This window comes from Marivirga sericea, from assembly GCF_900177665.1.
Taxonomy (GTDB): domain Bacteria; phylum Bacteroidota; class Bacteroidia; order Cytophagales; family Cyclobacteriaceae; genus Marivirga; species Marivirga sericea.
Genome location: NZ_FXAW01000006.1, coordinates 184,121 through 207,537, shown reverse-complemented (window position 1 = coordinate 207,537; position 23,417 = coordinate 184,121). Strand labels below are relative to the sequence as shown.

At 36.0% G+C, this 23,417-nt stretch carries 14 protein-coding genes; 6 read left to right on the top strand and 8 right to left on the bottom strand.

All coding sequences use genetic code 11. From position 1 onward, the window contains the following. Positions 1–102: 102 nt before the first annotated feature. Complete coding sequence (locus B9Y84_RS14560) at positions 103–2,610, bottom strand: serine/threonine-protein kinase (RefSeq protein WP_085518124.1); 2,508 nt, start codon at positions 2,608–2,610, stop codon at positions 103–105. Positions 2,611–2,615: 5 nt separating this feature from the next. Beyond that, on the bottom strand, positions 2,616–3,197 hold the full coding sequence (locus tag B9Y84_RS14555; RefSeq protein WP_085518123.1) for an ECF-type sigma factor: 582 nt from the start codon (positions 3,195–3,197) through the stop codon (positions 2,616–2,618). A 368-nt stretch (positions 3,198–3,565) separates the two neighbouring features. Here B9Y84_RS14555 and B9Y84_RS14550 point away from each other — a divergent pair, with 368 nt between their 5' ends. From B9Y84_RS14550 to B9Y84_RS14530, 5 genes are all read left to right on the top strand, one after another. Continuing rightward, the gene (locus B9Y84_RS14550) at positions 3,566–4,168 is read left to right on the top strand and encodes an RNA polymerase sigma factor (RefSeq protein ID WP_085518122.1); all 603 of its coding nucleotides are present in this window, start codon (positions 3,566–3,568) and stop codon (positions 4,166–4,168) included. Further along, positions 4,146–4,385 carry an anti-sigma factor gene (locus B9Y84_RS14545; RefSeq protein WP_085518121.1) on the top strand — a complete coding sequence of 80 codons (240 nt, stop codon included), beginning with the start codon at positions 4,146–4,148 and terminating at the stop codon, positions 4,383–4,385. The genes B9Y84_RS14550 and B9Y84_RS14545 overlap by 23 nt, the downstream gene beginning before the upstream one ends. Before the next feature lie 3 nt (positions 4,386–4,388). Beyond that, positions 4,389–5,036 carry an endonuclease III gene (nth, locus tag B9Y84_RS14540; protein WP_085518120.1) on the top strand — a complete coding sequence of 216 codons (648 nt, stop codon included), beginning with the start codon at positions 4,389–4,391 and terminating at the stop codon, positions 5,034–5,036. Positions 5,037–5,835: 799 nt separating this feature from the next. After that, a complete protein-coding gene (locus B9Y84_RS14535; protein ID WP_085518119.1) occupies positions 5,836–13,077 on the top strand; it encodes an Ig-like domain-containing protein in 7,242 nt (2,413 codons plus the stop codon). A 193-nt stretch (positions 13,078–13,270) separates the two neighbouring features. After that, positions 13,271–14,641 carry an SLC13 family permease gene (locus B9Y84_RS14530; protein ID WP_085518118.1) on the top strand — a complete coding sequence of 457 codons (1,371 nt, stop codon included), beginning with the start codon at positions 13,271–13,273 and terminating at the stop codon, positions 14,639–14,641. 26 nt (positions 14,642–14,667) lie between these two features. On the opposite strand, the gene B9Y84_RS14525 is transcribed toward B9Y84_RS14530, so the two are convergent. Continuing rightward, positions 14,668–15,972 carry a 1-acyl-sn-glycerol-3-phosphate acyltransferase gene (locus B9Y84_RS14525; RefSeq protein ID WP_085518117.1) on the bottom strand — a complete coding sequence of 435 codons (1,305 nt, stop codon included), beginning with the start codon at positions 15,970–15,972 and terminating at the stop codon, positions 14,668–14,670. Positions 15,973–16,145: 173 nt separating this feature from the next. Here B9Y84_RS14525 and B9Y84_RS14520 point away from each other — a divergent pair, with 173 nt between their 5' ends. Further along, complete coding sequence (locus B9Y84_RS14520; protein WP_085518263.1) at positions 16,146–16,349, top strand: PspC domain-containing protein; 204 nt, start codon at positions 16,146–16,148, stop codon at positions 16,347–16,349. A 6-nt stretch (positions 16,350–16,355) separates the two neighbouring features. On the opposite strand, the gene B9Y84_RS14515 is transcribed toward B9Y84_RS14520, so the two are convergent. The 5 genes from B9Y84_RS14515 to B9Y84_RS14495 form a co-directional block, all read right to left on the bottom strand. Continuing rightward, complete coding sequence (locus B9Y84_RS14515) at positions 16,356–16,760, bottom strand: DUF4783 domain-containing protein (RefSeq protein WP_085518116.1); 405 nt, start codon at positions 16,758–16,760, stop codon at positions 16,356–16,358. Positions 16,761–16,944: 184 nt separating this feature from the next. Further along, on the bottom strand, positions 16,945–17,547 hold the full coding sequence (locus B9Y84_RS14510; protein WP_085518115.1) for a DUF2179 domain-containing protein: 603 nt from the start codon (positions 17,545–17,547) through the stop codon (positions 16,945–16,947). Positions 17,548–17,697: 150 nt separating this feature from the next. Further along, entirely contained in the window at positions 17,698–19,062 is a 1,365-nt protein-coding gene (gene radA, locus B9Y84_RS14505) for a DNA repair protein RadA (RefSeq protein WP_085518114.1), read from the bottom strand. A gap of 76 nt (positions 19,063–19,138) precedes the next feature. Continuing rightward, positions 19,139–22,069, bottom strand: a complete 2,931-nt coding sequence (locus B9Y84_RS14500) for a DEAD/DEAH box helicase (RefSeq protein WP_085518113.1) — start codon at positions 22,067–22,069, stop codon at positions 19,139–19,141. 105 nt (positions 22,070–22,174) lie between these two features. Then, the gene (locus B9Y84_RS14495) at positions 22,175–23,401 is read right to left on the bottom strand and encodes an ABC transporter permease (RefSeq protein WP_085518112.1); all 1,227 of its coding nucleotides are present in this window, start codon (positions 23,399–23,401) and stop codon (positions 22,175–22,177) included. Positions 23,402–23,417: the final 16 nt, after the last annotated feature.

Below are 23,417 nucleotides of genomic sequence, written 5' to 3'. Positions count from 1 at the left end.
CCTTTGTATTAAGTGTTTGATTTATCTTGTAATCAAAGTAATAATTTACTGAGATAAAAGTTTAAAAATAAGCTGGATACTTAGAAGTGAATACTACAGAATTTACATTTTATCGATATCTGCTTTCATAATATTAGATATTCGTTCCACATCTTCTTTATATAATTTAGTATACCGATGTTCTTCTCCAAGATATTTATTGGCTAAAGTAAAAGATTCTTGAAAATAAATTTGTGCCATAGTGTAATTCTCTTGCTTTTCGAAAAGCATTCCAAATTTATTATAGAGATAAGAAGTCTTTTGATGACTCTCATCAAATTTATCTTCAATTATAAGCTCAGCCTTTTTTAGAAAATCATATGCCTTATCTGTTTCATTTAACTCTCTGTAACAATTTGCAATAGAAATATAATCGTCAGCAACGTAAGGATGACCTGGACCAAAATTAGCGGTGTCTGCAGCTAGTATCTCTTTATATTCCGAGAGAGCTCTTTCAAATTTCAATTGGTTGTAATAAATATTTGCCAAGCTATACCTAGTTGAAACAATAAAGTTATTGTTGGGCTTTAGCTGAGCAGCAAATATATCTATTGCTCGATTCAATATAGTAGAGGCACTGTCATAATTTTTCTTTTTATAATAGACGCCACCCAAATTGCTCAATGTGATAGCTAGATCAAGATTGGCTTTAGAATCAATCTTTCTTTTTAAACTAATTGACTTTTCAAAAGAAATTATAGCTGAATCATACTGTGACATATCCTTTAGAAGATTACCTTGATTGTTGTAGTACAATGCCAATGCAATTTGATGATCGGGGCTTTCCTTTGCTTGAATCATCTTTATCGCCTTACTTTGATAAAAATATGCAGAATCATATTTAGATAGATCCTTATTTACTGAGGCATAATGGTTATAAATATCTGCTTTGTCTTTAAGTGAAGCACTACTAGTAACTAAAGCTTGTGCTTTATGTATTATTTGAAGAGCAGTATCGTAGTTTCCCTGTATTTGTTGAGATTTTGCAAATGCTAATATGTTTTCAATTTGGAATTCTAAAGACAGGTAATTGTTTCCAGTCTCAATTTCGCTTATTAAAATAGAGAAAATAGAATCAGCTTTTTGATATTGGGAAAGCTCCCGGTAGTTGCCTCCTAGCGTACTCATGATTTTTAAATAGCTGAGATTTTCCACGTCACGATACCTGCTTAAAACATCCTCTGCTAATATTCTTGAGTCATTCCACAAATAAACATTAGTATAAATATTGATTAGACGTTCATAGAGACTTAGTTTAAATTCCTTATCCTCAAATTTTGACTCAATACTATTAACACTATTATCTAATATTTCTTTGACAGTCAGATTGCCTTCTGTCATACTAGGGTCAGCACTTTTGAAAATATCGAGAAGAAATTCATTTGTCTTAATAACTTTTAATTCATTTTCTCGAGCTTTTTTTGCTTGATAAGAGGAGAAAATGATCCCTAAAACCATCGACATGACAAGCAGAACGGAAAGTGATATCTTAATTCTATTTCTTATTATAAATTTGCTAGCGCGATAAGACCAGTTCTGCTTATGTACTCTTACTGGACGCGAAATTAGAAAACTTTCAACGTCTTGAAATAGAGCGGAAACAGAGACATATCTGTCCTCAGGAGATTCCTGCAGACATTTATAGATGATTGATTGCAGTTCTTTATTAATCTTAGTTTCTGCAAAAACCAACTTCCTATTGGAGGAAGAAGGGAATTCTCCTTTGGCAAACGGCAATTCATGGGACAATATCAGATGCAATAAAATCCCCATTTGAAAAATATCTGTGGCAACACTTACGGTTTGTTTCTTTAACTGCTCAGGGGCAGCATAATAAGGAGATGCTAAAAAATGTTTTTGCTGCAGAGGCTCACCCATTTTTTGGGCAATCCCGAAATCAAGTAATTTCACCTGACCATCTTTATTTATGTAAATATTAGATGGCTTTATATCTAAGTGTAAAATTAGTCGATTGTGGGCATAATTAATGGCTGTACCTATTTTCAAAAAAAGCTTCAGTTTTTCATGGGTGGTTAACTGATGTTTCTTTAGATATTGATCGATTGGCAGCCCATCAACATACTCCATAATAATGTAGTGGATCCTGTCATCAGAGATTCCTCCATCTAAAATATGTGCTATAGCCCCATGATTAAGACTAGCTAAGAACTGTTGCTCATTTCTAAAATTTTCAAAAAAATTATTTTTTACTTCATCAGGTGCGAAGCACTTTATTGCAACTTCTTGCTCGAATTGGCTATCATTTCTTTTGGCTAGAAAGACTTGACCCATACCACCTCGTCCGAGTGATCTAATAATTTGATATTTTCCAACCACATCTCCAGGTTGATATATATCTACTTTATTTTCTTCAAGCCCTCCTGCTATTCCCTCCTGAAGTTTTTCAAAATACTTATCAGCATCTTCAATATCTCTAAGCATCATGAGGATGGTTTGCTGAAGAGTCGCATCATTTTTTGCTTGATTTATAACAAATTGTTCTCGCTCAGAGGAGGGCACTTTTAATGCGTTTTGGAAAATCTCCTCCAATTCACTCCAAGAATATCCCATTTCATTTAAGCCGTTTTTCTATCTTGGATCTGACTGTAAATCCATGCTTTAATTATTTGCCAATTTCTTTTTACAGTGGAAGGCGAAATATCAAGTACTGCAGCTGTTTCTTCAATTGTCATATTGGCAAAAAACCTACACTCCACTAATTTTACCTGTTTGCTGTCTTTCTTTTCTAATTCATTTAGAACTTCATCCAATCGTACCAACTCGTCCGAACATTCTTCAGATAAGTTAATCTTTTCTTCCCATTCTTCAAAACAAATATGTTGTGCGTCTCTTCCTCTTTTAATCGCGTTTTTTCTCCTAGCTGCATTTAAGAGTATGTGTCGCATAGCTTTACCGGCCACACCGTAAAAATGTGCGCGACTATTCCAGTTAGCTTCGGAATTAATTATCTTTAAATAAGCTTCATGTACTATGGCAGTAGTATTCATAGTCTCTATTCCGAAATATTGAAAGCGGATTCTATGTGCGATGTGCCGCAATTCACTATAAATGACAGGGAATATTTTATTATAGGCATCCATATCCCCATTATTCACCTGCACTAACAATTGTGTTATTTCTCCTTGCTTTATCATCATAGTCGATAAATATACTTATAAAACTGCATAAATCTATTATTTTTTAAGATAAAATAAAGATTTTAAGATAAAAAGTTATGGAAACTGATAAAGTAAACTTTTCATAGTAGTAAAGATCTTAGAATTTTATAAATGAGCAATAGTAAAGGGGGTAATCTGAATAAAATGCGATCAAAACGACTACAAAAATATTTTAGTATATGAATTCCAACCTTTTTTACATTTTTATTGTCACTATAAAATAAATCGAAAAATATTTTTGTGATTTAAAATCATTTGAATACTTTCGAGACTACAAAAAAATGTTTTACCTCAAAAACCAATCGCTATAGAATAAACTTTTACCAAACTAAACAAGGTGTTTTAAGATGAATAATCAAAAAACAATGCTGGACGACAGCCAATTGGTCGGTCAGTATATCAATGGTAATGAAGTAGCGTTTGAAGAATTAGTAAACCGCCACAAGTCGAGAATTTTCACCACTATCTATATGATTGTCAAAGATCATTATGTAGCAGAAGATTTAATGCAAGAAGTTTTCATCAAGGCTATACGAACTTTGAAATCTGGTCGTTATAACGAGGAAGGTAAATTTTTGCCTTGGATTTTAAGAATTGCACATAATTTAGCAATTGATAAGTTCAGGAAAAATAAAAGGTACCCTACCATCGTTATGGATGATGGAAATAGTGTATTCGAAACCCTCGAATTTGCCGAAGGCACATTTGAGGATATTCAAATGAAGAAAGATGTACATAAATCGCTTCGAAAATTGATAGCGGAATTACCTGAGGCACAAAAACAGGTGCTCATTATGCGGCACTATATGGATATGAGCTTTAAGGAAATTTCGGATCAAACAGGCGTCAGCATTAATACTGCATTAGGTCGAATGCGCTATGCCCTCATTAATTTGAGGAAAAAGATGCAACAATATAATATAGCCTATGACCAAAATTTTTACTCATGACGATTTAATCCGATATGTTTACGAAGAAACAGAGCCGGATGAAAATCGGCAAATCGAACTGGCCTTAAGTGAGGACATGGAACTTTTAGAACAATACCATGAACTCCTTTGGCTGAGAAAGCAAATGGATGAGGGAATGATGAGCCCTTCAGAAAAAACCATCAAAACTATTTTAGATTATTCGAAAGCTGTTAATTTGCATCCTGTAAAGGAATAGCAAATGACAAGAAAAGAACGCTACGAAGCTTTTTTAGATTATTTTTCTAAAAACCAGCCACAAGCAGAAACGGAATTACATTACGAAAATCCGTACCAACTGCTTGTGGCTGTTATTCTATCTGCGCAATGCACTGATAAGAGGGTGAATATTGTAACACCTGCACTCTTTGAGGCGTTCCCAACTCCCAAACATCTGGCAAGCTCTCATTTTGATCAGGTTTTACCCTACATCAAAAGCATTTCCTTTATGAATAATAAAACCAAGCATTTGATAGGAATGGCTAAAATATTGGTGGAGCAATTTGATTCTGTTGTACCCGAATCTATAGAAGATTTACAAAAAATGCCTGGTGTGGGGAGAAAAACAGCTAATGTAATTGCTTCCGTTATTTATAATCAGCCAGCCATGGCAGTTGATACCCACGTTTTTAGGGTTTCAAAAAGATTGGGCTTAGTTAATCAAAATTCTAAAACTCCTTTGGAGGTAGAAAAAACTTTAATTAAGCACATTCCTTCTGAATATGTTCATGTAGCACACCACTGGTTGATTTTACATGGAAGGTACGTATGTGTAGCTCGAAGGCCTAAGTGTGAGCAATGTAAAATTACGCATATTTGTAAGTATTTTGAGAAGAACAGTCCTTTATAGAATGGTTTATAATTTTTACTGATTATTCTTAAACTATAATCAAAAATCAAAATACACACCATAGCCCAAAATCTACCGAGAATGGGTGAAGCTTTGACTATTTTTGATAGTTTATTCATTATCACTCCTACTGCTTGTAGGCTAAACTAAATATGCTCTCTGCCAAATAGGCGCAAGGCTGTAGGCTCATCCAGCAAATATATATTAATCCTGTCTCAGCAGTGTTTTAATATTAATTATTATCCTGGATTTCGGAAAATAGAACTCCTGTGTTTCACCTTATTCCTAAATCAATTCTTCCATTAGCAATATTGGTTTTATCAAAATTCAATTGGAAAAGATTTTAGTGTTGAAATCCGTCAAAATGACCAGGCTTTTAATTAAATTCTGCATCAATATTGCCTTATTCTGCTTCATCATATAGTCCCACAACTTGAAGTTGGTGCGCCTCACAACTCAACAAAAGCAATTAAGAAAGTACTAAAAATAACAAGAGGTATAATTGATTTTCGTGTTTGTTTAGTTGATAATTTGCTTTTAATATTTGACTCATGCTATATGGAAAAGGCTTGCTTCTAATCCTTGAAGAGGTTAAATAAAATAATTATAAAAATACTTATATATTACATTGCTCTTTTGCTCTTTATTAAGTCTTAGGAGTTAGAAAATTTATGTTTTATCTCCTAAATATTCAGTTTATAAATTCGATGAACGATTATTTTTTATTGTTATACTTTGATTTTCAGTAGATTAATAATTACATTCATTGATTGTTTATTTATAACCAACCCCGAAAGTTATGAGAGTAAAAACTTACAAACATCAACTCTTGAGTCGTATTAGCTATTTTTACAGCAAAAAAGACTTAATTATTACAAGCATTTTGGTGCTCTTTTTGCTACTTTCCATTCCAAGTTTATTAGTAGCACAAGGAGTTGAAAAACGTCCGGCGGAACCAATTATTTGTCCGGCTAAAGACCAGGATATGTTTACAAGAGTAAATATACCTGAAACAAGTAGTGGCGAATATAGACTTATGGTGCAAAACGCTGCTACTGCTGAATTTGAAATCACATTTGGTCCTGGAGCACAAGCAAATCCTGATGCAATGGCGGCTTTTGAATATGCCCTTGATATTTGGGCTACGCAAATTGTGTCTCCCGTTCCCATTAAGATTTTTGCGGAGTTTGCCAATTTGGGCACCGGGGTTTTAGCATCAGCTGGACCTGCCTATAATGTACTCAATTTCCCTGGAGCACCTGAGCAAAACACTTTGTACCCAGCAGCATTAGCCAATGCTTTAGCTGGAGAGGTATTATTCCCCGATGAAGATTTCGACCTAATTGTTAATTTAGGTAATGGAATACCTTGGTACTTTGGATTAGATGGAAATACTCCAGCTGGACAGTTTGATTTTGTTACTGTTGCTTTACACGAAGCTGGTCATGGGTTAGGCTTTACCACGGTTCGCTCATTTAGTGGTGGAGTCGGGTCTTTAAGATCCAATGGAAACCCAGCAGTTTTCGGTTTGTTTATCGAAGACGGTGATGGTAATCTTTTATTAGATTTTCCTGACCCTTCTACTCAAATAGGAGATGCTTTTACAGGTGGCGATATTTTCATGGGAGGTACTTTTGCCGTCTCTGCTTTAAATGGACAAAGACCAGAGCTTTATGCCCCTAGCAATTTTCAAGGTGGTTCAAGTATTGCGCATTGGGATGAAGCCTCTTTTCCTGCGGGAGATCCGAATTCCTTGATGACTCCTCAAGTGGGGTCTGCGGAATCTAATTTTGATATAGGTGATATAACCAGAGGGCTATTCAAAGATATGGGATGGCAAATTAATGAAGCTGATGCGTTACCGATCGTATCCAACATTACTTCGATCACTGAGGAATTGGATGTTAATGACTCTTTATCGACCATTATTAATCTAAGTAATATAGCTGATTCAGCAATCGATGTTTCTATTAGTTCCACCCAGTCAATAGCTTTAATCAATTCCATTACTCCATCTGCTCTTAGCATTGATGCATCAGGAGAAGAATCATTTGAAGTTAAATTCAATGCTAGTAATATCCAGGCGGGTATTTATATGGATACTATTTTTATTGATGTTATCAATTCTTCAGCATCAATTAGTATCCCTGTAGAAATAAGAGTTTTAGATGGTACTGAATCCCCTATTATTGAGGTTTCTCCTACTTCCTTCACTGAAGAACTGGAACAGTTTCAAGTCAAAACTGAAGAATTATTGATCAATAACAATGGAAATGCTGATTTAACATTCAATATATCAATTGACGGTGATTCTTTAGATCAATTCACTTCAAATCTCGAAAAAACTAGAGAAGCCATAGCTAAGGATGGGTTTATTTCTACTACTTACCCATATGTAGAAGGAAGCACCAAAAGCGCTTTATTTAAGACTGAAAGCAATCAGTACAGTAAAATTGTCACAAGTTTGTACTCCACTGACTTTGAAGATTTCAGCATTGGAGATATTAATGGACAAAATGGTTGGGTCAGCCAATTTGATAGTAATTGGGTGATCTCAGACAGCAATCCAGATGAGGGTGGCTTACATTTTAGAGGGCTTTCGGATGGTCTTGGTGCAGATCGACCTGCAGCTGTTTTGGCTATATCTCCAACTGTGGTGCCAGGAGATGAACCATTCATGGTATACTCTTCAAGAGTAAATATTCAAGGCGAAGGCGTTACTTGGGAAATAATTCCTCAGTCACCAACAGCTGGATCAGTGGTTACTCGTCTAAGATTTAACGGTGATGGAACTATTGATGCCTTAGTAAATCCTGATTTTGTAAGTGTAGATGCAGAAATTCCTGAAGGTTATTTCGATTTAAGAATTGTTGTTGACAAGGAAGATTTTACCTTTTCTGTGTACTTTGATGATGAGATGGTATTTTCTGGCCAAGGTTTTGCAGGAGAAATTGAGCAAGTTGTTCTGCTTTCTGCAATGGAAACCACTGGAAGCACAATCGACATCGATAATTTTGAGATTATTGACGGTGACGCTAACAGCCCATTTATTTCAGTGACTCCTTTACAAGGAATTGTGCCTTTCGGTTCTTCATTTGCTGCTGAAGTAAGATTTGACGCCAGAAGTTTGTTACCTGGTGATTACAACGCAACTATCACGATCAATAGCAATGACAGTGCAAATGCTATCGTTGAAGTACCAGTAACTTTATCCGTTGTACAACCTGCAGTTATTTCTGTCAACCCTGAGCAAATCAATGCCGCTATTGACGTAGCAGTTGATAATCCTGCCACTAAAACGGAAACTTTTACGATCTCAAATAGTGGAGAAAGCACATTAGAATTTAGCACGGGATTAAGCGGAACAACTTTCACTCCTTCAGCAAATACCAACTCTATAAAAATTTCAGATTTGGATATGAGGCTCTATGGACTAGGTAATACAGCTGGAGTGGAGGAACAGGCGGCAGGTATCAAAAAGAAAGTTTTGAGTACTATTTCTTCTAGATCTAGCGAGTCTGTTGAAATTAGCAACAATACTTTTTCAGATTCCTTATTTTATGATTCCGGCATCAATTTCCCGGATGACTTTGCTGGAATTCAGCAGGGCGCCTATACTAGCGCTATTAAATTTGATGTTGAATCTTCGTTCAATTTAACAGCTGTTCGAAATGCTTTTAGAACTGAAACTCTGACCGATCCAGTGGTTATTTTGGAAGTGTATCTTGGTGGAGACACTCCTAATGCAGGAGAGCTCTTAACAAGTCAGACTTTTAACCAATCTAGTGAAGAAGGGGTTTTTGCCCTTGAAGAACTGAATGAATCGATATCTTTTGAATCCGGTCAGTCGTTCTGGATTGTCCATAAATATCCTGATGGAATTGCTTTTCCTCAAGGAGTTGATGATAATATTTCGCAAAGACCAGATACTTATTTCTTCAGTGGTGATGGTGGAGCAACTTTTAACCCATCTGGGTTTGTGTTTTTGGTAAGAGCTTTAAGCGGATCTGGTGCCGATAATTATATTAGTTTATCACCAGCATCAGGAACAGTAGGTCCTGGAGAATCTCTTGAAGTAGCAGCAACTTTTGATGCAAGTAGTTTGGCAAACGGGTTACATGAAACTGAGATTATCATTTCAAGTAATGACCCTATAAACCCTTCGATTGCTGTAGCAACTAGTTTACAGGTTTCAGGACAATCTGCTGAAATAGAGGTATCGGACGAATACTTACTATTCAATGATGTTTTTCTTGGTCAAAATAGAGAGAGAACTTTTACTATCACAAATGCTGGATTAGCTGATCTAAATGTAAGCTCTATTTCTTCAGATAATGGTGATTTTACTGTTTCGCCTGCAAGTGCAAATATTAACCCAGGAGGAGAACAAGTGATTACAGTGAATTTTGCCCCTAGTCAGCTTGGTAGTATAAATGGAATAATAAGTATAGAGAGTCCAGGAATGCTAGAGCCTATTGATGTAGTAGTAAATGGAATTGGGGCAGAACCACCAATTGGGCAGTTTGATCCTCAAGAAATTGTAGAGACTGTAGATGCCGGCAGCACTATTCAAAAAGTCATAAGCTTAAGAAATGATGGAAATGCACCTTTAATTTACTCTTTTCCTGATCTAGCATTAAATTCAATTTTAGCAAACCCAGAAGTATCCCTGAATAATTCGGAATTACTTTCTTTTGATAATGCTGGCATCACTGAAGAAAAAGGAGTTGAAGATACAAGAGTAGGTCATGATGTGCTGTATAATGTAGGAACGGACAACGATTTCGGTTATAGTTGGATAGATTCAGACGAAGCGGATGGTCCTGTTTATAACTTCACGGATATTACCGCTTCTGGTAATGAAATTACAACCAATGTAGGAGGAGATGGTACAGCGCAAGTGCCCCTGTCATTTTCTTTCGAATTCTATGGTGAAAATTATTCTAGTGCCTTTGTTAATGCAAATGGTTTCATCGCATTTGAAGCACCTGTAGGTTTTAATACTTACACTAATTCACAAATACCAACGGATGACAATGTTAATAATATGATCGCTGGTTTTTGGAATGACATAGAGCCACAAGAATTCAATGGATCAGTTCATTATCAGGACTTTGGAGATAAAATGATTGTTCAGTGGACAGATGCGACTGAATACTTTGGATCGTCTGATGAATCAGTCACTTTCCAAATAGTACTTCATCAAGATGGAAACATTGACATTTTTTATGAAGATGTAGAGAGTGCTTCTTTCTTAAACACAACAACGGTTGGAATTGAAAATGCTGATGGTTCAGATGGAGCTCAAGTCGCATTCAATACCTCTTATATTAAAGATGGATTAGCGGTCAGGTTTATAAAGCCTACTATAACCTTTACTTCCTTCATCACAGCTGTTGACGACTTAAGTGGAGTTGTACCAGCTGGCGGGTCAAAAGACATTACAGTCACTTTGGATGCCACTGATTTGAATGATGGAAGATACTTCGATGAATTAATAGCTTCAACGAATGCCCCTTCTGATTCTGGTACGGTTGCTTTATTTGACTTGACAGTAGTCGGATTCCCTGAAATCAGCTTTGACTCAGATTCTTTGAATTTTGATCCGATATTTGTTGGTTTAAGTTCAGAGGCATCTCTACTTATAAGTAATGAAGGATCAAAAGAACTGATCATATCGTCCATTTCTAATAGCAATAGTGATTTCCAGTTAGACGAATCAGGACCCATTAATTTGCAACCTGCTCAGTCGAGAATTGTAAACATTAGCTTTGCTCCTTCAAGCGTAGGAAGTATTAGTGATGAGATTATAGTAGAAAGTAATGATGCTTTTGGGAATGAATCATCTAGTATTTACTTATCAGGTGTGGGAATTGATCCACCTGTTATTAATCTATCGCCAGATTCTCTTTCTGTAGTAGTTTATGAAGAAGATTCCGCTACAGAAAATGTAACGATTACTAATTCAGGAGCTGCAGATCTTTTTTACTCATTGTCAGTGCCTTTCTTTGGAAAAGCACAATCAGCAAATAGCGAAGTGAAACAATATGAAAAGCTGAACTTCGACAAAATCCTAAGTAAAGAAGCAGAGGATACTCGAGTAGGTCCTGAATTCTTAAATGCAAGCGGTGGTCCTGGAACATTTGGGTATACTTGGATCGACAATAACAGTGGCGGCCCTTCTTATGATTATATTGATATCAGTGAATCTGGACAAGTAGCAAGTGTTGGTGCAGATGGTGACATTACTGTTCCACTTCCATTTGAATTTAATTACTTTGGTAGTAATGAAAATGAGGTCACAATCGGAGCAAATGGATTCTTGACTTTTGATGCTTTAGTAGGAAGCAATTTTACTAATGCACAAATTCCTGATGAAGCGAACCCAAACTTATTTATCGCTCCTATGTGGGCAGATTTGGAACCCCAAAATGGAGGTGGAGTGTATTATGAAGCTAGCGAAGACTACTTCATTGTTCAGTATGACAGTGTACCTGGATTTGGTTTTCCGCCATTCTTGCCTATACCTGAGCCGGTTAGTTTTCAAGTAATTCTATATCCGAATGGGCAAATAAAAATGCAATATGAAAATGTTGCCTCTACATTGGCTACTTCCTCTACTGTAGGATTGGAAGGCCCACAAGGTCTGTCAGGTCTTCAAGTCATTTTTAACAATGCATATCTTACAGATAACTTAGCTATAACATTTACTCCACCAATTCAAGGAGTTCTTGCGGCTGGAGAGAGTGCGGAAATACCAGTTACGTTCTTTGCAGAAGGACTTGAGGCGGGAGATACCTATTTTGGAGACATCATTGCCAGTAGTAATGATCCAGTTACGCCAGAATTATCGATTCCTGTTTCTTTAGAAGTATTAGAGCTTCCTGAGATAAGTAGCTTTACCTTGATTAATGCGGAATTAAATGAAGAGATAGGGGATTTATTCACAGGTGAAATTATCAATTTGGATAATTATGCTAACAATGAGTTTAGCGTTGTGGCTATTCCTGCTCTCGCAAATGTTGGTAGTGTGGTTTTTGATTTTAATGGTGAAGAGGGCTTCCAAACTGAAAATATAGCGCCTTATTCTTTAGCAGGAGATTTCAATAATGGTAATTCTTTTTATCCAGTTGCACTCCCACTCGGGATTAACACAATCACTGCGACTCCATATACTGGAGCAAATGGAACAGGGAAAGCTGGTAAGGCATTAACAGTGGAATTTGAGGTAATTGATAATCAACCAGATTTTTGCTATGGAGAGTCTGTGACCTCTTACCTGCCGGGCACTAGGAAAAATGGACAAACAATCCCCCCTAGTAGATCCAATTCAGAAAAAGCACTTGGTCAACCTCAGGAAAACGATAATTATAATTTCGTGACCTTAGGTTTTGGAGGTTCTATCACTATTGAATTAGGATGTGAAGTGATGGATCATGAAGGAAATGATTTGTTGATTGTAGAGACTTCCTTCCGAGATGCTGATCAATCATGTGAACAATATCCTGAGAAAGCACAAGTCGAAGCCTCTTTAGATGGTGAGAATTGGGTGATTATTGCTGAGGAAATCTGTAGAGATGGTGAGGTTGATTTGGCTAATGGTGGTTTAACCACTGCCAAGTTTATAAGAATCACTGATATCAGTATTCCTGATGAATTCCAAGGTGGAAATGCAGATGGATATGATTTAGACGGAATTATGGTAATTAATAACCTTGGCGATGAGCAAGAGGAAGATTTAGTAAGTGAAATCGTTGAACAAGACAACTTAGTAGCTAACGAGGAGGATGTACAAGTGAGAGCATATCCAAATCCGGTTACTGACTTTGTTACAATTAGCTTAAAAGGAGAGGGTACTGAATTCCACTCCAGGCTTTTCAATGTAAAAGGTGAATTAGTTGATCATTCGGTTTTTTCCCTACAAGATGGACAAGAGAAAGGTAGTTTAGATTTGCGAAAATATCCTCAAGGTCTGTACCAATTAAGAATAACAAATCATGATGGAGGTATTGTTTCACAATCAAGAATCCTAAAATGGTAAACGATTGAGTATATTTTTATTTTAAAGGCAACAATTAAATTTGTTGCCTTTTTTTATGAATAACGATTTATTATTTTGTACTTCATTTTAATAATATCTTATACTACAGCTGTAAAATCAATACGTATTCTTGAAAGGCAATATAAAATTAATCGCGCTATTTTGTGGTCCACTGATCTTTGCAATTATTCAAATGGCGGATCCTCAGTTTTGGTTTCCCGAAACGGGTTGGGATGTATTTTCTATTGCATTATGGATGATTATTTGGTGGGTATTTGAAGCCATACCTATCTTTGCTACTGCTCTATTACCGATGATCCTATTGCCCACCACTGGGGTATTTAAGCTTTCAGATGCAACTGCTCCCTATGCCAGCCCAATTATTTTTTTGTTCATGGGCGGATTTATGCTGGCTTTAGCAATGGAAAAGCACCAGCTCCATCGAAGAATTGCACTCAATCTAATAAAATTGACCGGAACTAATGCCAATGGTATTATTCTCGGCTTTATGTTGGCTACGGCTGTGCTTAGTATGTGGATAAGTAATACAGCTACTGCTGTTATGATGTTGCCCATTGCCCTTTCCGTTGTGAAATTATTGGAAGCTCATGAAAATTCCTTCTCAGGCTTTAACCGCTTTAAAACTGCTCTTTTCCTTAGTATTGCTTATGCTGCAAATGTGGGAGGTATGGCAACCATTATTGGTACTCCACCTAATGTGGTTTTGGTAGGAGTGGTTAAAAATATACTGGGAAAGGATATTAGCTTTGCAAGCTGGTTGATAATTGGAGTTCCGACAGTAATCGTGATGCTTATCCTGATTTACCAAATATTGACCAAAGTGCTCTTTCGACATGGCATCACGAAAATTGAAAAAGCTGAATTATTTATTAGTCAAGAATTAAAGCAGTTAGGCAGATGGAGCACTGAAGAAAAAGCGGTTGCCATCATCTTCGGAATTACGGCTTTCTGTTGGGTAGCTAAATCACAAATCAATTCACTTTTAGGTATGGAACTTTTCAATGATACCGTCACAGCCATGACAGGGGGGCTAGCAACATTTCTAGTCCCCCTTAATAAGTCAGGAAAAATGCTTATGAATTGGGAAGACATGAAAAACCTGCCTTGGGGAATTTTGATTCTATTTGGGGGTGGAATGGCCTTGGCTAAGGCCATGGAGACAGCTGGATTTGTTGACATGATAGGGCAAACCATTAGTCAATATCAGAATATCCCTTTGTGGCTATTGCTTTTGATTTTAACCGCATTAGCATTATTCCTAACAGAAGTAATGAGCAATGTAGCTTTAACTACTATCGCCATTCCAATGGTATTAAGCATCGCAAATGGTTTGGACATTGAACCGCTCTTGTTAGCAATACCCGTGGCTATGGCTTCAAGTTGCGCTTTCATGATGCCCATTAGTACTCCCCCAAATGCCATTGTATTTTCAAGCGGCTATATTAACATTAAGCAAATGGTGAGAGCTGGCATTTTATTGAATATTGTAGCAATAATAGTTTTAGTATTGGCAGGATTCTTCCTTGCACCACTTGTTGGGTGATAATTCCTATTGATCTTATCTAATTTTTATGACATTATAGATCTGAATTCCTGAACCAATTCCTGCTCTTCTTTCAATATTTCCTGCTTTTGAAACAAGATTATGCTATTTTTCAATTTCTTGAAATGGTATTCTGTTTCATACATAACCACTGATAATAATGGAAATGTGAATACTACTATGCCTGCTATAAGCCAACCTAAACTTACACCCATGATCACGAATATAGTCAAATAAAATATTGGATAAATGAACATGGACGCACCTGTCCTTAAGGAAATATGCCAAGTAATATCTTTAACTGGGGCTATAATTTTCTTTTCCACAATATATTCAGGAACAAAATTAATGAGTTTTGCAATGAACCAAAAAGGAAGTCCTAACAAGACCCCTACTGTTTTCTGCAGGAATCCAACTACAGTAGGCTTTTTTGCTACAAAATCTTCTGTAAGATTACTATTCTTAACTTTTTCAAAATAATTCTCAACTCTGCTCTTCAATACAGTCATTTTATCTGCATTCTTCTGAAGTCGGTTTCCCAGAATATTTACAACTTCATTTTCAGCATGAACACTAGACTTCTTGGAATCAGCCCATGTCATGGCATATGGTTTCAGTAAGAGTCTTACTTGCTCCATAAATTTATATTCTGAATGCCACTCGATATCGATCATCTCTGCTGAGATATCTTGCTGAATTTTATCAGTGAACTGTTTCTGAGCTATTGTTGGGTTTTCTGCAAAAACTTCTTGAAATTCCTGAACTTGAAAGGCATTTCCAAAATGCACATGGAGATCATACCATCTTTTAGGATGATTCTCATACTGTATACCAAAGGGACTTACATTTAAGCCCAATTGAAAATCACTCTCTTCTTCAGCTTGGAAAGCAATTCGTGCAGGACCTTTTTGCAAAGGTCTCAAGAACCTCTCCATTGCGTGATTACCTTCAGGAAAGATTAGTAACGGTTCCCCATTTTTAAATAAAGAAATACATTTTTTAAAGATCTCATTATTTTGAGCAACGCTGCCCATATTATCTTTTTTTCTATATATCGGAATTAAACGAATAATATCAAGGGCGATAGCAGCCCACTTTGACTTAAAAATATCTGCTCTTGTCAAAATGTTAGGGCTTATATTTCTAGCTACTTTGATCAAAACAAATCCGTCCATAAAAGTATTCTGGTGATTACTTACAAACAGAGTTGGTTTTAAATGTTTGATCTTATCATAACCTGTCACTATGATATTACGATAACTAAAAGAAAAGCTTGCCTCCATTAATGAGCGCAAGAAGAAATAAATCAATGATTTTATTATGTTATACATGCGGTAATTTAAATAGTAAAGCCACAAATATAATGATTTTGAACCGTGTTCAATATGATAAAAATATTGTTCGAAATTGAACAGTAGAAAATAGGTAAAGTGCCAAATCTGCTATTTGGAGGTGTTTTTTAAATTTGGCACCCATCTTGAGATATATTAAGAAAAAAGAAGAAATGGAAAAGAATTTAGAAAGAACAAGAGAGAGAGTTTTCGCAGGAGTATGCGGAGGAATTGCAAAATACTTTGGTTGGGACCCTGGTAAGGTAAGATTACTGTACGTTTTGATTTCAATCTTAAGTGCTGCTTTTCCAGGAATACTGGTTTATATTATCCTTTGGTTTGTAATGCCTGAGGAAAACTTGAGTTGGAAAAGGTAGTTTTCTTTATTCTTCGGTAAAATCAATGATATAAATCTTCTGTTTACCATCAAATTTTTTCGCTCTAATTAGCACAACGTAAGCACCATCAGAATGCACGTAATTACCTATTGCATAGTTTAGCCCTTCAGGAGATCCTCCTTGGTGAGCATATTCAAAACTTATAGGTTCGTGTTTTTTGAAAAATTCTTTGAGGTAAATTTCGGCATGAACATTACTGTAATTGCCAACTTCATCATCAATATTGACCTCGATATTATCATGGAAATGCTGAGATAATTCCTTTGAGCTACCTGCTTTAAGTGCAGAGCGTACATCGTCAAAAAGAGATTCATTTTGAGCATTAGATAATTGTACACTAGCGCTCAAAATCAGGATTAAAAAGAAAAATTTTAAGGTAATTCCTTTCATTAGGATTTTTGATTCAATTTAAATAGATCAATAAGCTAAAATTATGCCATATATCAACAATCTAAGATTTATTTTCTCTTAGAATAACATTTTCTATACAGGAAACAAAGTTAAAATAGCACAATCAAATTCAGGATGCAAAAGGCACCTCCTAAATTTAAATGCGTAAGTAAAGAATATCCTATTATTTACTTCGGATATCTAACATTTTTCCAATCAGTATACCTTTATTCTCTTTGAAAGACACTTCCTCATCACTAACCTTTTTCACACCCTCTATAGTGAAAAATGCTTTCGGATTATACTCTTTAACTTTAGGAATTAATTCCTTTAATGCATTTCTTTTCACAACAGTAAAAATAATATTGACCTTTCCATCATTTCCAGTTGCATCTATATTAGAATAGCGATGATTTTTTCTTTCTAAGTAATCGATTAAATCATTAGCTGGTAATGCTGTAATCACTCTAACTACTACTCTCCCTATCGCCATTTTTTCTTCCAGAATTATGCCCACGTATGTACCAAATGCATAACCTGTAGCATAGGAGATATAACTTACGGGATTATCAATATGCTGAAATATTTGCCCAATTGCTAATAACCAGATAAGAGATTCAAAAAAACCCAAAAGTGGAGCAAGCCCTTTTTTACCTTGCATCACTAAGATCACCCTAATGGTTCCAATTGAAACATCTGCAACCCTTGCTAAAAATATTAACAAAGGCAGAATAAAAAATGCAAATATCTGATTGGAAAATCCCAATTCTTGAAAAAACTCCTGCATAAAAATAGATTTTGAAGAAAGGATTCAAATATCAGAAAATTAATTCACTTGAAAAAACGATTATGGTTTATCAGTATACCAAAAGGTTGAGTGCCAAAACCCCTTGTATTTTGTCCTTCCTGTTTGAAGAGACTCTTCTAGCCTTTAATTTTATCCGAATAAATAGCTTACTACTTCTCCTAATTGACTAAAAGTTTTTATTTCAATATTGTATCGGGCAGTATCAACGCCTTTCATACTAAATTTAGAAACTAGGATTTCCTTAAAACCCAACTTTTCAGCTTCTGCGATTCTATTTTCTACTCTATTTACTGCTCGTATTTCTCCGCTTAGACCTACTTCTGCTGCTACACAAGTTTTGGATGATAACGGGATTTCTTCCAAGGAGGAAATGATGGCCACGCAAACAGCTAGATCGATAGCAGGATCTTCTACGCGTACTCCACCCGCAATATTTAAAAACACATCTTGAATACCGAGCCGGAATCCCCCTCTTTTTTCTAAAACTGCCAGCAACATATTCAATCTTTTGCTGTCATAGCCTGTAGCAGAACGTTGAGGAGTACCGTAGGTGGCAGGGCTGACAAGTGCCTGTATTTCAATCAAAAGTGGTCGATTTCCTTCTAAAGTAGCTCCTATCGCAGTTCCACTACTATCTTTATCTTTTTGAGAGATTAAGATTTCTGAAGGATTGCTAACTTGACGTAATCCATTTTGCATCATTTCATAAATACCTAATTCGTTTGTCGATCCAAATCGATTCTTTGTGGTTCTTAGGATACGATAAGTCAAATGGCGATCCCCCTCGAACTGTAACACTGCATCGACCATATGCTCTAAGACTTTAGGTCCCGCTATTGCGCCATCCTTGGTGATGTGGCCAATCAAAAAAACTGGAATTTTATTTTCTTTGGCAAAGCGCATCAGTTCGGCAGTACATTCTTTGACTTGCCCTACACTACCTGCGGCTGATTCAATCTTAGGGGAATGCAATGTTTGTATGGAGTCGATTACTAATAGATCAGGCCCTAAAGCCTCTACTTCTCTGAATATATCGGCCGTATGGGTTTCAGTAAGAATAAAACAGTTTTTAGAATCGTGTTCCATTCGATCTGCTCTCATCTTGATTTGTTGTGCACTTTCTTCTCCACTTACATATAAAACCTTAAGGTTTGAGAGCTGTAGGGCAATTTGAAGCATCAAAGTAGATTTCCCAATCCCAGGCTCTCCACCAATTAATACCAAAGAACCTGGAACAATCCCCCCACCAAGCACTCGACTCAATTCGCGATCAGCTACTTTAATTCTGGCCTCAGTCGTACTTTCTACCTCTTGTATCGCAATTGGCTTATTAGCTCTTTTACTCGCTGATTGATAACCACTCGAAGATTTCTCTTTGGTCACTACTTCTTCTACGAATGTATTCCACTGTCCGCAGGAAGGACATTTTCCTACCCATTTAGGCGATTCATGTCCGCACTCTTGACAGAAATATGCTGATTTAACTTTTGCCATAAAATAATTTAGGATACAATGTGTTTATAAAATTGAAAAACTGCTGAAGTATAAAATTAATATTAGAGTGCGCAGACTAAGCCAATATGCTTTGAATATCTTCTTTACTTAAGCTTTTCATGAAACTCTCTTCAGTACTGATCAAATCTCGGGCTAAAGTCAACTTCTTTTGTTGTAGGGCTAAAATCTTTTCTTCTACTGTATTTTTTGTAATGAATTTATAAGTAAAAACTTGTTGTTTTTGACCAATTCTGTGCGCTCTATCCACTGCCTGCTGTTCAATTGCAGGATTCCACCATGGATCTAGCAAAAATACATAATCAGCAGCAGTAAGATTCAATCCTAAACCACCAGCCTTTAAAGAGATTAAAAAAACGGATATTTCATCGTTTTCTTGAAATAGTTTCACTTGCTTTTGGCGATCTTTTGTAGTGCCGTCTAGATAGGTGTACTTGATATGACTTCGCTCCATAAAATCTTTAAATAAGCTCAAGTGCTTTACAAACTGACTAAAAACTAAGATCTTATGCCCTTCGGAAATAATAGAACTTAACATATGAGTTACGTCTTCCATCTTGCCAGAATCTCCTTGATACTCGGGATCGACCATTTTCGGGTGGTTAGCTATTTGCCGCAATTGAGTTAAGCCTTGTAATAAAATCATCTGCGAACTTCGAATTCCTTTTTTCTCAATCTCATCCAAGATCATATCCCGGAAATAGTTTTTTACTTCGTCATATTTTTCTTCCTGCATGGTGGTCATACCAGAGTAATGAACATTTTCGATTTTGTCAGGTAATTCCGTGGCCACTTGCGATTTATGTCGCCTCAAAATGAAGGGCTTTATCAAAGTCGCCAATTTCTGAGATTTTTGTTCATCTCGCTTTTTCTCAATCGGTGTTACAAATTCATCCTTAAAAAATTTCTTATTACCCAAAAGACCTGGATTGACGAATGACATTTGTGACCATAAATCCATAGTGCTGTTCTCAACTGGCGTACCCGTGAGCACCAGCTTTCTGCGAGATTTTAGTTTCTTTACTGCTTTGGCAATATGCGAATCGGGATTTTTGATGGCCTGAGACTCATCTAAAATAATATAATTAAATAAAAATTCTGATAGAATATCAATATCTAACCGAGTGATGCCATAGGAGGTTAAGACCAAATCGTACTCTTCAAATTGCTTACTGCTTTTAATCCGGTTGGTTCCAGTGTAAACAAATATTTTCAATTCGGGTGTGAATTTTTCTGCTTCAGACTGCCAATTATAAACCAAAGAAGTGGGCATAATTAGAAGACTTGCCGCAGTTCTACCATTTTCTTTCTCAGATTGTAGCATAGCAAGCGTCTGGACGGTTTTTCCCAATCCCATATCATCTGCCAAGCATCCGCCAAAATTATATTGGTTTAAAAACTGCAGCCAGTTAAATCCTTCCTTTTGATAGGGTCTTAATTCTCCTGAAAAATCTGCAGGAAGTGGATGGTCATCTATCTGAGTGAAGTCTTCCAGCTTTGCCAACTTCCTATCCATTTGCACCTTAGCCAAATTACTCTTTTCCATTTCATTGACTAGAGACAGATGATGCTTTCTCATTTTCATGGCATCTTCATTGGCATTCTCCATAAAACTAAATAATTCGGAATAGTCTTCAAACCAATGAGAAGGAATTACAGCTGTTTGGTTATTAGGCAGTTGAAACTCAGTTTGATTGTTCAAGATATGTTTCCTAAGCTCTTTAAAAGGAATCTCATAATCTCCGAACATTACGATTGCATTGATATCAAACCAGTCAATACCCTCAGATATATCAATTTCAATGGTAGATTTACCTACAAAATAGCTTTTATCATTATTAAGCTTTTCTTGTTGGATCTCTACCTGATTTTCATCAAGCCAATCGACATTTTTTGAAATCCAGCTGAAAGCTAGTGTTTTTGGAACTGTCAATTTTCCCTTCAAGATGTTCAGGCCTCTTTCTACCATAGCATCTCTCAAGCTTTTCTCTTTTAGTAGATTCCTCACTAGTCGTTTGAAAACAAATTGACCATCTTCTTTTTCCACTTTTACTGAAACGCCTTCTCCTTTTCCTAGAGGAAAGGTATGTTCTCCATATTTGAATTTCAGTTCCATCAATAATTTGCCTTCATCCTCCAGATCTTTATTGCCATTGGAAAATAAATCAAGGTTTTTCCCTGAAGTGGAGGTTAATTCAGAAATCTTCAGTTTAGGATATGGCTCTTCTCTAAAAGTTTTTATTTTAAAACCTCTAGCAAAAACATCAAAAGAGGCTACTAATGGAGCAACAAACTTTTTGAAATAGGTTTCCTCTACTTTTTGAGGAATCGCTATAAATTTTTTGTTAAGGAATGGCTTTATTTTCTTTCCTTCAGGATCTTTCTCAAAAGAATAAAGCTTTTGGTCAACGACAAGCCATGCAGGCTCATTGCAAATTAAATAAGCCCCTTTGTACTGAAATTCTAGTTTTTCACCATCGTGCTTAATAGTAGGGAAATAGTGCGTATTATCTTCATTTTTAACGAAATGAAAAAGGATAGTGGCTTTTTCCTGCATGATTTCTATTTGACGCCATGCAGGTTCTCCGTCATTTCCCATTTCAAAAAGCATTTTTCCTTTTATCCGACTGAGAATCTCAGAACGCCTTTTCTCCATATAGCGCTCTATTTCTCCTTTGACTAAGTCATTCCCACCATCGGTATTATAGAACTTATCAAAAAATTCGGTTGGCTTCATTTTCTTCTTGGCAAACTTCCTTACTACCACATCCTGTTGCATTTCATCCATCAACTCGATCAGCTCATAATCCACTTCATCAAGTCCTTTACCGAACTCCTTGGCATTCTTAGAAGAAATATTTTGATGAGAAAAGGTCAATTCTCCACGACTATTTTTTTGCACCACAAACGACTCGAATGTGTACCCCAAATATTCGTGTTCGAATAATGAATAAATCAGTTGAAATGGTTGAGTGGTAAATACCTTCATAGATAAAACTTATCAATCAAACAGTTTTTGTCAATTTTTTGAAGAAATCAGAATTGAAATTTAAGGAATTAGGATGGAACTCGTATTGTTTTTTTGAATATTTTACTATAATCTCTGTATTTCAACAGATTTCGCAGCTACTTGGGCAGGTTTGAAAGATGCCAAAATAGTGATTACTGAAATTGTGAGCATTGTGAATATAAAATCTGAAGGTATCATTTTCACTGGATAAGCCTCCTGAACAGCTGAAGCCATATTCATAGAGATTAGTCCGTATTCTTGCTGTAGTAGGCAAATAATGAACCCCAAAAGCCCGCCAGTTAATGCTCCAGAAAGTGAAATAATGGCGCCCTCTTTTAGGAAAATATTGCGGATTGTTTTTACGGGTGTTCCCATAGCATATAAAATGCTGATATCTCTCTTTTTGTCAAGTGCTAACATAGTAAGCGCAAAAAAGATATTGAAAGAAGCCACTGCTAGAATGAAACTAAAAGTAAGGTAAATAAATAATTTCTCGATTTTAATGGCTTTTAGTAAGGAGGCATGTTGTTCGTCTGAATTTAAGACTTCAAATTGATCTCCTAGTTTCTCCTGAAGAGATTCTTGTATAGTTCTAACTGAAAGGCCTTCTTCTAAATTGATCTCGATTGAAGTACATTGGTTTTGTTTTCCAATTAGTTTTCTTGCAAAACGAATTGGAACAAATATATATTTTTCATCATATTGTTTCTCAATGGCAAAAACTCCAGCGGGCATTAATATCCCTGAATTGTACATACTCGATGGATTTGTCCTACCCGGACTAATATTTTTGGGATAGTAAAACTGTAAAGCTAAAAAGTCATTGCGCGAATTGATCGATAAATTGTATCGAATACCTTGACCTACCACAGCAAAATTCTGTTCCTTTTCAGTGAGTTTTAACTGTCCTTCTGTTATGTGTTTTTTCAGTTGGCTATTTTGAACAAAATCAGAACTAACACCTTTCATTCTGACAACTGATTCTCCGTCATTGTATCGGACCAACGCATTATCTTCTACCACCTGTACAATAGTAGCTAGGCCTTTGTGCTGTTTTATTTTAGTCTGAAGCTCTTCATCATATTCAAAGAATTTACCTTCCTTCAAACTTATTTTTATGTCAGCATCAAATGAACTATACAGGGAACGAATTAAGTCTTCAAGTCCGTTGAAAACAGAAAGTACAATAACCAATGCAGTTGTTCCAATAGCAACACCCACCATTGCAATTATGGAAAGTACATTTATAAATCCCTTTTTCTTTTTAGATAGGAAATATCTTCTCGCTATAAAAAATGATAGGTTCTTCAATATTCTACAACTGAAT

Coding starts and splice junctions, on each gene's coding strand:
- B9Y84_RS14560 (WP_085518124.1), bottom strand. CDS start 2,610: ATGGGATATTCTTGGAGTGAATTGGAGGAGATTTTCCAAAACGCATTA.
- B9Y84_RS14555 (WP_085518123.1), bottom strand. CDS start 3,197: ATGATGATAAAGCAAGGAGAAATAACACAATTGTTAGTGCAGGTGAAT.
- B9Y84_RS14550 (WP_085518122.1), top strand. CDS start 3,566: ATGAATAATCAAAAAACAATGCTGGACGACAGCCAATTGGTCGGTCAG.
- B9Y84_RS14545 (WP_085518121.1), top strand. CDS start 4,146: ATGACCAAAATTTTTACTCATGACGATTTAATCCGATATGTTTACGAA.
- nth (WP_085518120.1), top strand. CDS start 4,389: ATGACAAGAAAAGAACGCTACGAAGCTTTTTTAGATTATTTTTCTAAA.
- B9Y84_RS14535 (WP_085518119.1), top strand. CDS start 5,836: ATGAGAGTAAAAACTTACAAACATCAACTCTTGAGTCGTATTAGCTAT.
- B9Y84_RS14530 (WP_085518118.1), top strand. CDS start 13,271: ATGGCGGATCCTCAGTTTTGGTTTCCCGAAACGGGTTGGGATGTATTT.
- B9Y84_RS14525 (WP_085518117.1), bottom strand. CDS start 15,972: ATGTATAACATAATAAAATCATTGATTTATTTCTTCTTGCGCTCATTA.
- B9Y84_RS14520 (WP_085518263.1), top strand. CDS start 16,146: ATGGAAAAGAATTTAGAAAGAACAAGAGAGAGAGTTTTCGCAGGAGTA.
- B9Y84_RS14515 (WP_085518116.1), bottom strand. CDS start 16,760: ATGAAAGGAATTACCTTAAAATTTTTCTTTTTAATCCTGATTTTGAGC.
- B9Y84_RS14510 (WP_085518115.1), bottom strand. CDS start 17,547: ATGCAGGAGTTTTTTCAAGAATTGGGATTTTCCAATCAGATATTTGCA.
- radA (WP_085518114.1), bottom strand. CDS start 19,062: ATGGCAAAAGTTAAATCAGCATATTTCTGTCAAGAGTGCGGACATGAA.
- B9Y84_RS14500 (WP_085518113.1), bottom strand. CDS start 22,069: ATGAAGGTATTTACCACTCAACCATTTCAACTGATTTATTCATTATTC.